12 protein-coding genes are annotated in these 13648 nt (G+C 44.8%); 4 read left to right on the top strand and 8 right to left on the bottom strand.

Annotation, left to right across the window (positions count from 1 at the left end):
- Window positions 1-56: 56 nt before the first annotated feature.
- The 4 genes from MHI27_RS02485 (at window position 57) to MHI27_RS02470 (ending at window position 4568) form a co-directional block, all read left to right on the top strand.
- The gene (locus tag MHI27_RS02485; RefSeq protein WP_076285940.1) at window positions 57-947 is read left to right on the top strand and encodes an FMN-binding protein; all 891 of its coding nucleotides are present in this window, start codon (window positions 57-59) and stop codon (window positions 945-947) included.
- Window positions 948-995: 48 nt separating this feature from the next.
- Window positions 996-2876, top strand: a complete 1881-nt coding sequence (locus MHI27_RS02480; RefSeq protein ID WP_042184509.1) for an FAD-dependent oxidoreductase — start codon at window positions 996-998, stop codon at window positions 2874-2876.
- 244 nt (window positions 2877-3120) lie between these two features.
- On the top strand, window positions 3121-3570 hold the full coding sequence (locus MHI27_RS02475) for a hypothetical protein (protein ID WP_405175502.1): 450 nt from the start codon (window positions 3121-3123) through the stop codon (window positions 3568-3570).
- Window positions 3571-3587: 17 nt separating this feature from the next.
- Window positions 3588-4568, top strand: a complete 981-nt coding sequence (locus tag MHI27_RS02470) for a polyprenyl synthetase family protein (RefSeq protein ID WP_149644609.1) — start codon at window positions 3588-3590, stop codon at window positions 4566-4568.
- Window positions 4569-5304: 736 nt separating this feature from the next.
- Here MHI27_RS02470 and MHI27_RS02465 read toward each other — a convergent pair.
- From MHI27_RS02465 to MHI27_RS02430, 8 genes are all read right to left on the bottom strand, one after another.
- Complete coding sequence (locus MHI27_RS02465) at window positions 5305-6189, bottom strand: UbiA-like polyprenyltransferase (RefSeq protein ID WP_405175501.1); 885 nt, start codon at window positions 6187-6189, stop codon at window positions 5305-5307.
- A gap of 38 nt (window positions 6190-6227) precedes the next feature.
- A complete protein-coding gene (locus MHI27_RS02460; protein WP_339268474.1) occupies window positions 6228-7514 on the bottom strand; it encodes an aspartate aminotransferase family protein in 1287 nt (428 codons plus the stop codon).
- 97 nt (window positions 7515-7611) lie between these two features.
- Complete coding sequence (locus MHI27_RS02455; RefSeq protein WP_405175500.1) at window positions 7612-9537, bottom strand: peptidase U32 family protein; 1926 nt, start codon at window positions 9535-9537, stop codon at window positions 7612-7614.
- Between the two features lie 43 nt (window positions 9538-9580).
- Window positions 9581-10372, bottom strand: a complete 792-nt coding sequence (locus MHI27_RS02450; RefSeq protein WP_042184497.1) for an energy-coupling factor transporter transmembrane protein EcfT — start codon at window positions 10370-10372, stop codon at window positions 9581-9583.
- The gene (locus MHI27_RS02445; RefSeq protein ID WP_405175499.1) at window positions 10365-11270 is read right to left on the bottom strand and encodes an ATP-binding cassette domain-containing protein; all 906 of its coding nucleotides are present in this window, start codon (window positions 11268-11270) and stop codon (window positions 10365-10367) included. The genes MHI27_RS02450 and MHI27_RS02445 overlap by 8 nt, the downstream gene beginning before the upstream one ends.
- Complete coding sequence (locus tag MHI27_RS02440) at window positions 11261-12115, bottom strand: ATP-binding cassette domain-containing protein (RefSeq protein ID WP_405175498.1); 855 nt, start codon at window positions 12113-12115, stop codon at window positions 11261-11263. The genes MHI27_RS02445 and MHI27_RS02440 overlap by 10 nt, the downstream gene beginning before the upstream one ends.
- 29 nt (window positions 12116-12144) lie before the next feature.
- Window positions 12145-12702 (bottom strand): Gx transporter family protein, encoded by a 558-nt coding sequence (locus MHI27_RS02435; RefSeq protein WP_042123757.1) that lies wholly within the window; start codon window positions 12700-12702, stop codon window positions 12145-12147.
- On the bottom strand, window positions 12686-13075 hold the full coding sequence (locus tag MHI27_RS02430; protein WP_042184493.1) for a NusG domain II-containing protein: 390 nt from the start codon (window positions 13073-13075) through the stop codon (window positions 12686-12688). Before MHI27_RS02430 ends, MHI27_RS02435 begins: the two co-directional genes overlap by 17 nt.
- Window positions 13076-13648 lie beyond the last annotated feature (573 nt).

The following is a 13648-nucleotide window of genomic DNA, read 5'->3' as shown; positions in this document are numbered from 1 at the left end:
AATGTTTTACATTTTAATATATATATTTTAAACTATATTTTTGGAGGTCATAACAAATGAAAAAAACAACAGTAATCTTGTCGACTGCCCTTATCTTAGGTAGTTTGCTTGCAGGTTGTGGTAACAACACAGACAACACACCGGCGGCTACTAATGCTCCAACAGAAAACAGTACAGCAACTAATTCCACTAACACTGGAACTGAAGCGGCTAAGTACAAAGACGGAAATTACTACTCTGCTGCTGAAGTCGACGCTAAAACTGGCTGGCAGTATTATGCGCTTCTGACTGTAGAAGGCGGTAAGATTACTAAGGCTGACTGGGACGCTTTTAACGTAAATACTGCTGGTGACTCTAAGAAAAAACTTTCTGAAGATGGTAAATATGGCATGAAAGCTGGTGGTGCTTCTTCTGAATGGCACGAGCAAGCAGCAAAAGCTGAAGCTTTCCTGATTGAAAAACAAGATCCAGCAGCTATAACTTTAGACGCTGAGGGGAAAACTGATGCTATCTCCGGTGTATCTGTACACGTATCTGACTTTGTAAAAGCTGCTCAAGCTGCTCTGGCTGCTGGACCTGTTGAAGCTGGTCAATACAAAGACGGAGGTTACCATGCTGAAGGCGAAATGGATAAAGACTCCGGTTGGAAATCCACTGTTGACTTGACTGTTGCTAACGGTAATGTTGTTGCTGTTAAATTCAGTGGCGTAAATGCTGCTGGCGACGACAAGAAACAATTCTCCGTCGATGGTAAATACGGTATGAAAGCTGGCGGCGCTTCTGCTGAATGGCATGAAGAGATCGCAAAAGTTGAGCAATACTATCTTGAAAAAGGTACTGCTCCAGAACTTACAGCTGAAGGTAAAACTGATGCAATTTCCGGCGTGAGTATTCATGTTGGTGAATATTTTACACTTGCTGAAAAAGCACTCGAAGGCGCGAAATAATTTCGCATAACCTTCTGCAGTTAATCAGACGAATGAGGTGAATTTCTTTTGAAAAAAATAGTCATTTTGGGCGGCGGCTACGGCGGCGTACTCACGGCTAAGAAACTGGCAAAGAAATTTAAGAAAAACAAAGATGTTGAAATCACACTGATCGACCGGAATCCATATCACACTCTATTGACTGAGCTGCATGAGGTTGCCGCGAACCGTGCTCCAGAGGATTCAATCAAGATCGATCTAAAGAAAATCTTTGCTGGACTTAAAGTGAATGTTGTTCTTGACGAAATCAGCAATATTGATTTCAAGGGTAAGAAACTCAAATCCAATAAAACTACCTATGCGTATGATTACCTTGTAATCGGTACAGGTAGCAAACCAACCTTCTTCGGCATTCCAGGTGCAGAAGAGAATACCTTCTCCTTCTGGTCTTACGATGATGCGGTAGCATTGAAACGTCAAATCCGCGACATGTATACCAAAGCCGCTATGGAGAAAAATCCAACTGTACGCCGTGCAATGTTAACTTTCGTTATCATTGGTGCCGGCTTTACAGGTGTCGAGCTTGTTGGGGAAATGGCTGAGCAACGCGAGGAATTGTGCAAGGAGTTCTATATCGACCCATCCGAAGTAAGATTGATTGTGGCTGATATGGCTCCGAAGATTCTGCCTATCCTTCCAGATAAGCTGATTCAAAAAGCCGAAGCTCACCTTCGCAAGCTGAACGTGGAAATTGTTACAGGCGCCAAGATCACTGAAGTAGGCGAAGGTAGTGTTGCCCTTGGTGAGAAAAATGTTGTCGCTTCACAAACCATTGTTTGGACTGCAGGTGTTGAAGGTTCTGAAATCGTGGGTGGACTTGAAGTACAACAACAAGGACGCAAACGTATTGTTACGAATGAGAACCTTGAAAGTGTAGATCATAAGAACGTATATGTAGTAGGGGACAACATTTTCTTCATTCCTGAAGGTGAAACTCGTCCTGTACCACAAATGGTTGAGAATGCTGAACAAGCAGCTCCGATCGTTGCTGGTAACATTGCAGCTGACATTCAGAACACTGCTAAAAAAGCATACAAACCAGGTTTCCACGGTACCATGGTATCCATCGGTAGCCGCTACGGTGTAGCAAACGTTGGTTTGCCAGGCAAGTTCTTTATGCTTACTGGTTTTATGGCAATGTTATCCAAACACTTTATCAATATGTTCTACCTGTCTCAGGTTGTAGGCTTCAATAAGGTTTGGACTTACATGATGCATGAGTTCTTCCATGTTGAGAACCGTAAGAGCTTCTTGGGCGGACACTTCTCCAAGCGTTCACCTAACTTCTGGCTCGTTCCGCTTCGCATGCTGCTTGGTGGAATGTGGTTATATGAAGGTATAGATAAGCTACGGAAAATTTGGGTAGATCCTAACAAGATATTCCTAATTCCAGCCGCTCCTTTTGCAACGGATGCTTCATCAGCAGCCAGCGTAGCGGTGGATGCAGTTAAAACAACAGTAGATGCACAATCTGCAGCTTCAGCAGTATCCACTGCAAAAGAAGCGGTTGAAGCATTGCCAGTTCCTGGCTTCGTATATAATATTACAAACTGGTTCATGGATTTGATGTTCTACAACAACGACGGAAGTTATACTTTCCTCGCAAAATGGTTCCAAATCGGTATGGTATGTGCAGAAATCGTGTTCGGTATTATGCTCATCGTTGGTCTGTTCACAGCTATTGCTTCTATAGCGACGATAGCCATGTCCGTCATGATCTGGTCGACCAAAATGGCTTCTACAGAAATGTTATGGTATGTTGGTGCGGGTATCGCCTGCATCGGCGGATCGGGCAGCACATTTGGCCTAGATTACTATGTACTTCCTTGGCTTAAGAAACATTGGAAGAGAGTTCCGATCGTCAGACGATGGTATCTATACACCGACTGATTATAAAGCCCTGAATTCGTGTAATTTATTTTAAAGAAAATATGTAGATTGCATGTCAGTAAGCTAAATATGGATGTACTTCAGAGTAATGTGTCCCTAGGACACATTACTCTCCTTATTTACAAGAAGAAAATAATCTTCCTAATATCAGGAAATGGTCAATTTATTCTTTAATGAATGGTTTTGTAGGGATGATCAGGGGTATGGTTTCTTCCGGCAAAACCGACAAGAAGGAGAGAATCTTGTGAACAAACAACTCATAGAAGATACCCTCCGGTTGTTGCATACTGAAATGTCACCTATTGCCGGAATTGAGCTTAATCCCTCTCCGGCTGCATGTGAGCAGCTAATCTCGGTACTAGAACGCCATGATCTGGAATACAACCGCAAAGTCAATTTGCTGGGTATTTACACTATTCTCACTTTGGCAGCTGAGCGCCATATGGAATGTATCCCACGTCATCCCGACCTTACACGCAACATTTTGGATGGAGATTATTTGTACAGCTTTTACCTTCAGTTTGCGGTGAAATGCCGTGAGCTCGACCTAGTTGCTTATCTAGCTCCTTCGATCAAAAAAATGCAAATTAGACGGTCAAATGGAGACTTCGCGGAACATGATCCAGCGGCTGGAATCGAACAGTTCTTGATTCAAGAGTGCAGACAGCGCAGTCGCACAAGCAAAGCCATTTGACAGGTGGGATCTATAAGATGAAGCTGCATGAGGCCTTAAACATAGACATAGATGAAATTAATCGTGAAATCGTAAATCTTGTGGCACGAGATAAGGATGTTCCTAAGAAATCACAACTCGGGCAAAGTGTTCTTGAGCTTATAAATTCCGGAGGTAAACGCCTCCGTCCTCTTATGGTCATTGTTGGCAGTCGTTTTGGCCGAAAGGATACGGGTCGAAGAGCGCTTCAATTAGCTGCTGCCGCTGAATTTATTCATGTTGCCTCATTAATTCATGATGATATCATTGACGATTCTGAGTTACGGCGGGGCAAACCCGCCCTACATACTAAGACGGGCACACTATCAGCTGTGCATATTGGCAATTATATGTCCGCTCGGGTTATCGAACTGTTAAGCAAATATACCGGAGACAAAAACAAATATGTTCATGACTTATCTTCTGTAGCTACTGCTCAGCTCTGTCTAGGTGAGTATCAGCAAATGGAACATGCTTTTGATTATGAGATTACAATGGAGCAGTATCTTGAGAAGTCCTTAAACAAAACAGCTCTTCTTATGGCCACCTGCTTACGTGTGGGTGCATTATCCACCGAAAGCTCAGAGGAAGTGGCCAACCTTCTGTATACCTTTGGCGAAGCCTTAGGCATGTCTTTTCAAATACAAGATGACCTGCTGGATTTCACGCAGTCTGAGGCTGTGCTGGGTAAGCCCGCCGGCAGCGATCTGCGTCATGGTCAGGTTACCCTGCCAGTGCTTTATGCATTACAGGATCCAAAGCTTTCGCCTGTGATTCGTTCAATCGGCCCTGATTCTTCCGATGCTGAGGTGGCACATGTGCTTGCCCTTATTAAGAGAAGCGATGCCTTAGCTCGCGCCGAACAGTTCAGCCAGAACTATCTAGATAAGGCTGGAGCGATTGTGCAGCAGCTCTCCTCCTATCCGGCGCATGCCGATCTGGATACGCTGCTGCAATATTTTGCCGACCGTGATCGCTAAGGATCTGCTCTCAGAGCAATCAAAAACGGATACCACCCATTTACTTGGGTTGGTATCCGTTTTTTTTATGTACTTTTGCTAAACAAGCCGAACGTAGCGCAGCGCCCGTGAGCGTGTTTAGCTCTTGGAGAATAGTCTCTTAGGATTTGACGTTACTATATAGGGAATTCCTCCCTCTAATTAGCTAATAATCACTTGAATTCCACGATTATAGGGAATTCCTCCCTCTAAAAACCTAAATTCGCATGGTTTATAGACCAATCAGCCAATTTAGAGGGAGACTTTCCCTATAACAAGATCTAAAGTCAATAAAGCTCGGTAATATAGGGAGGTTTTCCCTATAAGTCTGCCTTGGATTAGTTCAGCCCTCTCATACGGCTCTAGCCCCCCCCCTCGCAGATGTCCACAAAAACAAAAAAGGAAAGCCGCGTAGCCAGCTTTCCGATCCCTTTGCCTACCCTCTTTTGGGTAGGCTGTTGTCTTTTGTTGTTAGCTTGGAGGCAATGCGCCATTGGTTAGGACTTCACTGCGTGGAATTTTGGAACTGTAGAAGCGTAGCGCTCGCCCGAAAGCTTTCCGTAGGAAAGCTCACTTCTAAAGCATACGCTATTCTCGGATTTCTACCGCAGACAGCCGGTTCAAATCAAAGAAATCCGAGAATAACAGCGATCGAAAGTCCAACATTCCACGCAGTGCAGCTTCCTAACCTCCTAACCATCCATCGAACTAACTCTCCCTAGCTAACATAAAAAAAATCAATCAGCGTACACAATAAAATCACTATGCTGATCACCTGATTCAGATTATAAGAGGCCACCTTCATCAGCTTACGATTCGATGGTTTTATAATCTTATGCTCGGTCATCAGGAGCAGCGTCGCAATGCCAATCCCTACCAGATACATCCAGCCGAGATCACGCCATAAATATAGGAACAATAGCAGCATAATCATGATGAAATGTAGTCCTTTTGCAATGCGCAACGCGTTCTCTAGTCCAAAAAAGCTAGGAATAGACCATAGACCATGCCGCCGGTCAAAGTCGATATCCTGAGTGCCGTAAATAATATCAAATCCGGCAATCCACAGCATAACAACAGTACCGATAACAAACGGTGTAAATGCGATATTTCCGGTTACAGCGAACCATGCGCCAATCGGTGCAGAAGCAATAACAAATCCTAAATATAAATGACTGAGAAAGGTAAACCGCTTCGTGTAGGAATAGGTTGATATCAATACGATAGCCACCGGTGACAAGATCAAGCAGAGCAAATTAAGCATGCCTGAAGCCACAATGAAAATGGCATAGTTGACAATAACAAAGACAACAACTTCTTTTTCCGCCAGTAAGCGTTGAGGCAGATGTCGATGTGCCGTACGAGGATTCTGTTCATCGAACGTACGGTCCGCTAGCCGATTGAATGCATTGGCGCCATTACGGGCGCCTATCAATGCAATCAATCCCCAGATCATCACATGTCCCGATGGCCAGCCCTCTGCGGCCCATACCATCGATATAATAGCAAATGGCAGCGAAAAAAGTGTATGAGAGAACATCACCAGTTCGCTGAACATTTTAAGCTTTAGGCCTGCAGTTTTAAAAATGTTTAGAATAGCCATTAGTTTTCCTCTTTCTTCGCTACTTGAAATTCATTGTATTAGTCATTAAGCTCCGCAAGAACTTCGTTCAGGACGTTAAGCATCCCGTCGATATCTTCTTCCGTAATAATCATCGGTGGCTGGAAGGCTAGTACATTGCGCCCTATGCCATTTTTGCCGATTAGATAACCTCGGTCCTTCATCGCCTCCAGCACTTGATCTGTAAGTGCCGCTGCACCCTCAGCATCTACACCCGTTAGCTCCGCACCCAGCATTAGTCCAGTTCCCCGCACATCAACCATCAACGAAGGATAACGAGCTTGCAAAGCCTTCAGACCTGCCTTCAATCGTTCTCCGAGCTGTACCGAGCGTTCAGGAAGCCGTTCATCTCGAATATAATCAAGCACAGCCAGCGCTGTTGCAGCAGATACCGGATTCCCTCCAAATGTGGAAGCTGAAGGACGGTTTAGGGCAAGGGCAATCTCATCGGTTGTAGCGAAGGCTGCAACTGGAATTCCGTTACCGAGTGCTTTAGCCATACTTATAATATCGGGCACAACGTCAAAATGCTCCATAGCAAACATTTTACCAGTACGTCCAAATCCAGTTTGGATTTCATCAGCGATTAGGAGTACACCGTATCTCTCTAACAATGCTTTTACATCACGGAAGTAGGTTCGGGTTGGCATAATCATTCCGCCGTTGCCTTGGATTGGCTCTACGATCATGGCAGCGATAGTATTCCCCTTCTCTTCAAGCACCCGCTCTAGCGATTCCAGGGATAACGATGCCGCTTCCTCCAGCGATAAATCCGGATGATAAGGGCGAGGAATAAACTCAACGTCATGATCCAAGTATTTATCGGTACGCCACATAGGCAGGCCTGTCACACTCATAGTTAGATTGGTACGGCCATGCAGGCCACTCTCCAGCGCTATAAATCCTTTACGTCCCGTATACATCCGAGCGAGCAGCAGAGCTCCCTCATTAGCCTCAGAGCCACTGTTAACAAAGAAGGTCCGTCGTAGCCCACCCGGCATAACCTCTTCCAAACGCTCTGCCAAATCTACACTCGGTTGAGTTAGATAGATGGTTGTCGTATGCTGCAGCTGCTGCAGTTGTTCAATCGTGCGTACTGTTATAGCCGGATTACAGTGACCACATGCGACTACGGATACGCCAGCGAAGAAATCCGTATAGGACTTTCCTTTTTCATCATAAACAAACTGCATTGAACCACGAACAAGCTGAGGTGCATCACGGTAAAAATGCTGTGTACAAGGATAGAAATATTGCTTACGTTTGGCTGCTACTGCTTCTCTTCCGATGAAGTCTTGTTGTTCCATGAAGGGTTCTCTCCTTTTTGTGAAAATAGTAACTTATTCATAGAGTCCTGTGCACCGCCCTATCACTAGGCGATATTTAGTTCCCATTAAAATACAATTAGTTGAACTGTAGCGAGCCCAAAGTATAACCAGCATAGACTGGCTTAAGGCCGCCCAGCATGTCATCCCCGCTATCAGATCCGTTGATTGCCTGTTGATAAGAAACAATAATTTCACGTAGCTGTTCGACGCTATAGGTTGCTCCTTCAATACGGAAGCTTGATATCCCTAGTCCACTCATCTCACTCAACAAAGGTAAATAGCAAAGCTCTTTTGCGAATAAAAGATGGCAACGGCCGTGCTGATCACGATATACCGGATTCTCGCCTTGGTCTGTCTTTAGTACCAATACATTATTGTGTACATATTGATTATCCTCTTCAGCAATAGGCTCCATTAACTCCGTATTCTCATAAAGATCATGTTCCATATACATTAGTGCAGGTGTACCATGAACAACAACTTCCAAAGGCGTTTTGCAATGAGAGGCAAAGGTAGCAAAATGCTCTAGCGTCATTTCTGGCGATACCGAAAGCTGAGTTAAACCTAAGTTAGCATATAATTGCGCTGAAAGATGATTGTATACATTTAAGTTACTGTCCCCAATTAGCGGATAGCCTGTATTGTTATAACGACGAATAGCTCCTAAATTTGTAACGATAATACCGTCAATCGGCAAGCGTTCTCCGCCAAGCAATTGATCATATTGGTCAAAATGCAGCTCGGTCATCATACGTGGTAAACCCAAGTAGATTTTGCTATCGCCCTTTAGCTCACCCAGTTCCTTGATGTCACGCTTTGTAAAAGGTTTATCTGGTTCAAATACATCCCCTGGCAAGTAGAGGCTATCTACACCAAGCTCTAAGACCATCCGTGCCTGTTCCATATTATTCACACGTACAGCTAACTTAGCTTTTGTCTTTTGCGGTTGCTCGACCTCAGCCAATCTTTCCCGCAACTGCTCAACTCGTTTCTCAGACAGCTCACGCTCTGCAGTTGGTGTACTGAATACTTTTCCAGTGCTATAAAATTTACCAGTTCCTTCATAACGGCGGTTAATGTTAGTCAGTCCTGGTTTGCCGAAGGCATACGCCGTCGAAAAGTCACGTTTACGGTTGTTATGAAGCTCTTTCGTATCTACCGTACGATCAAAGCCAATCGGATCATCGATATACCGGTCAATGGCTTCGCCGTAGCTATTCGCCAGCATCACCATAAACTCCTTATCCCGCATGCGGCCCTCTATTTTGAAGGAGGTAATCCCTGATTCAATCAATTCCGGAAGATGCTCATACATAAACATATCTTTTACAGCTAGGGGGTATTCGGCCGGATATACATACCCGTCTTTTTTAACCCGATAATCCCAGCGGCATGGCTTCATACATTTCCCACGGTTACTGCTCATACCGAATACATGGGAGCTGAAATAACAATTCGCACCGTGAACGGAGCACATATCCCCGTGAATAAAATACTCCAGTTCCATCCCACTCCGCTGACCTAGCAGCTTAGCTGTCTGCAAATCCATTTCCCGCGAAGTAACCACACGACTTACACCCAGGTCACGCAATGCGTAGATCATTTCCAGATTGTGAACATTCATCATGACCGAAGAGTGAATAGGAAGATTAAGCTCCATCTCGCGAATTAGCTCCAGCACTGCCATATCCTGAACAATCAAGGCATCAGGACGAGCACCATCAAGGAAACGCAAATATTCTTTAGCCTCTTCCACATCTTCTTCACTAAATAGGTTATTCACTGTGATATACACTTTTTTGTCTAGACGGTGAGCAATATCTAGTGCCTCTACGATCTCCTCATGAGACAGATTATATCCTTTACGCATCATTCTCATATTCAATACAGGTCCACCAAAATAAACTGCATCACATCGTGCCTGGATCACTTCCTTGAAAATCTCAAACGTTCCTGCGGGTGCTAATAATTCAATCTCTCTACCATTAAAATAACGTGCCATTCAAGTTCCCTCCCAAGTTGATACTCTCCATACAAGTTGTACTTTACACCAAAGCTACTGCAATCCCCATTACAATAAACATAGTAATAAAAATAGTATCGAATATGCCCCACCTTAGGCGGTGATACTGGCTACGCGGAGCATCCATACGAAAGCCACGAGCTTCCATGGAATATACCAGATCCTGCGCACGCCTAAACGCACTAGCGATAATCGGAACCAGCAAGGACACTAACATCCGCCCCTTTTCCTTTAAAGGTAGCTCCTTCAGATCAGCACCCCGTGAGGCCTGCGCTTTCATGATAATCTGCGACTCATCTAGAATCGTAGGTATGAAACGAAGGGAAATGCTGATCATCAGTGTGATACGGTCGGGCTTCAAGCCAAACTTTTTGAATGGAGCCAAAATCCCCTCTAGCCCTTGATTCAGCTTACCCGGCGTTGTGGTGAATGTAAGTAACGCCGTGAAAGTGATCAGAAAGAACATGCGGATGACCGAAAATGCGCCTAATCTTAGCCCTCCTTCATAAATGGACCACGAACCAAGCGTAAGCACCGCCTCACCCGTCTTCACAGACAGCAGCTGTACGATAAAGATAAATAGCATTAAATACCGTAAAGGCTTAGCTGCTTTCAGGAAGTATTTAAGCGGAATCCGAGTGGAAGCCATAACCGCTATTGAGAAAATAGCCAGCAGCGCCATAGCCATCCACGAACGGGAGAGCAGGATAACAGCTACGTATAATAGCATTCCGGTGATTTTGGCACGAGCATCTAGCTTATGCACCCATGAACCGGTCTCAATACTGCGCCCTATGATTAGCTTCTCATTCATGACCATCCCTCTTTCCTTCGCGCTGCTCGCTAGAGTTGCCTGATCCAGATGGCAGCGAAGCGATTAGCTCTGCTAAGCTCTCTGCCGTTAAGCGAGGAGCTTCATCCGTAAGATCAAAGCGATCAGCTACTGCACGCCAGTAACGAAGGGACTGCGGAACCGTCAAGCCACACTGTTCCAGAATCGAAGGGTCATCTGCCAGCGCTTTTACGCTGCCTTGAAATGCCGTACTGCCCTCTTTAAGGACAAGCCAGTTGTCCGCGTAAGGCAATAACTCATCCATCCGATGCGTGACGACGATGATCGTTCTCCCCTGCTCACGGCATAAACGCTCCAGCAAGTGGATTAGATCTGCACGGCTGATGGGATCAAGCGTAGCCGTCGGTTCATCCAGAACGATGACTTCAGGGTCCATAGCTAGTACGGAGGCGATAGCTGCCTTACGCATTTGCCCACCGCTCAATTTAAAAGGATTCCGCTCTAGCAGCGCCAGATCCAGCCCCATATCCAACATGGCCTGTCTTGCGCGTGCCTTTGCCTCTTCGAGGCTCATGCCGAAGTTAAGAGGACCGAAGATAAGATCCTTTTCGACCGTATCTTCAAACATTTGCTGCTCTGGAAATTGAAATACCAATCCGACTCTACGGCGCAGCGGCATCAGCTTAGGTGATTTCTCCCCCGCCTGGATGGTTACATCGAGTACTTTTACTGTACCCTCCGTTGGTTTCAGTATCCCGTTAAACAACTGCAGCAGTGTCGATTTACCAGAACCTGTCGCCCCAGCAATACCAACCATAGAGCCTGTTGGAACACTGAGGTTAATGTCGCGGAGCGCCGTCAGCTTCCATAGGCTTCGGTCAGCATAGGAATAACTTACTTGCTGTAATTCTATGGCCATAACGTGTCTATAAGCTCCTTTTCACTGGCGGGAACATCCACATGGATGCACTGATTCTGCAGCTCGCGTGCAAGACGCCAAGGATACGGTTCACACAGATGGCATTTTTGCAGAAGCTCCTCGTTCCGGAACAGCTCCGCCGGTGTAACATCAGCAGCTAAACCACCTCCATGCAGTGCAAGCACCCGGTCCGATGCCAAAATCTCATCTGCATCATGCGTAATCATAAGGATCGTATACTTTCCTTCCGCTCGCATATCCTGCAAAATACCAAGAAGATCATTTCTGCTTCCTTCATCCAACATAGAAGAGGCCTCGTCAAAAATGACGATGCCTGGTTCCATAGCAAGAATGGAGGCGATAGCGACACGCTGCTTTTGGCCTCCAGACAGCTCACCTGGGTGTTTGGACAGCAGATGATTTATTCCCAGCCTCGTCGTATAAGAGTGTAATCGTTCAGCCATCTCTTCGTACGACAAACAAAGCCCTTCCAGGCCGAATAAGATATCTTCCTCTACAGTGGCTCCAATAAACTGATTATCTGGATTTTGGAACACCATACCGATGCATTGCCGAATGCTTCCGATCGTTTCCTCACTCAGTTGCATACCACTAACCACAATCTCGCCAGCACTCTTAGGCAGCAAAGCATTTAGTAGCTTAACTAGCGTAGACTTCCCGCAGCCATTGGGACCAACCAAGCTAACCCATTGTCCCTGAAAAATAGATAACGTTATATTTTGAAGAATCGGATGCTCAGGATCATAACCAAACGATACCCCATCCAGAGAGATGATAGCTTGTCCTTCTCCCTCTAATTCTTGACCTTCATATGATTCATTCATGTTAGTCATCCTTCCGCTGATGTGACTAATCAGTCCAAAAACTCTTCAAACAACGATATTTTTGACAATGAAGCCACCAAATAACGGACTGCATAGCCCACGGCAATTCCTGTTACTACTCCAGTGATTAGCAGCATGGGAAGATAATAAAAAATACTAAGGGATGAGAATACCATAGAAGCTGCCAGCAGCTGACCGATATTATGTGCAATCCCACCAGCTATACTAATGCCGATCAAGCTTATACTCTTGCCTTTGCCACTAATCAGCATTAACACGAACATTACAACAAAGCTAAACAGCGAACCGAATAAACTGAATAGTAAGCTTGAAAAAGTACCTAGCAAAAATGCAGTAAGCAACGTTTTGAGGATGACAAGCAGGAATGCGTCCCGTCCACGTAAAAAGTAAATACAAGTCAAAATCATAATGTTAGCTAATCCTAGTTTAGCACCCGGCACCAGTCCCATTCCTGACAACGGAATCTGCGCTTCTATTAGACTAAGCACTACTGCCACTGCGGCGAAAATCGCAATAATTACCGTTCTTTTTAAAGCTGTTGCAGATTCACTACTGGACATAGGCATCTATATCATCCTCCCCCGACGCACTTGTGATTTCCACTAATACTCTATGCGGTAGACAGACAATCGTCTGTTTGGGCAGGGTAATAAAACCAAAACCTAGGCATACTTGATCCGGGCAGTCGGCATCGTACATTTCAATCCCGTAATCATGCACCTTCAAGAGGTTATAGCCACGTTCGGTACGGACCTCAATGGTTTGTTCTTCTTTTGTAAGCTTTACCGTTTTAAATAACTCGCCGTCCACCGTTACATTGGCTACGAGATTTTTACCGGCCCCACCTTTATCATCATTGTCCGAAAACCATCTCGGTGCGAGAAAAGCGAGCGCAGCAATTAACACGATGGAAATCAACCACACATCTGCGCGTTTCATAAAAATCTCCCTTATTTTTTAATTAAAATCCAGACTTATTAATTATAACGGTCTACCCTCAATCCTTCAATCAATGTTGGGGTTTATTGTCAGTTTTAGAGAGCTGTTCACAAAATAGGCACGCAAAATAACCCCAGCAAACACAACCCATTCGTCTCTGGCATTTTCAGTTGTAGTTTGTAGCGTTTGCAAAAATATCCAACTTACATTTTAGCCCATTTGCACCGAGATCGCCCATCTCCTCTGGTTTACTAGCTTTTCCGGAATAATTCACAATTAACCCAATTTAAGTTACTTTCAAAATCTAAGCGCTCCTTATCGAGGTTTGTTCCTCTCTAAAATCAAACAACCCTTATCTTGGAATTCATTATTATATTTGCCTTTTAAACAATACTGTGTTATATTTATATCGTATTTGTTTTCGATATATTGTATATCCCCATCAAGAAGATGTCAGGCCGACTATTTTACACTTCGGCAATTTGGACACAGAGGCTTCATGTTTTCTTGCAGAAACTTTCCTTTTTATGAGACTAAATTCGAAATATAGCATTCCGATTCACACTGGCGCGG

Source organism: Paenibacillus sp. FSL H8-0261 (assembly GCF_045040645.1).
Classification (GTDB): Bacteria; Bacillota; Bacilli; order Paenibacillales; family Paenibacillaceae; genus Paenibacillus_AQ.
Note: the sequence above shows the minus strand (reverse complement) of the source record. Positions and strands in the feature narration are given on the sequence as shown.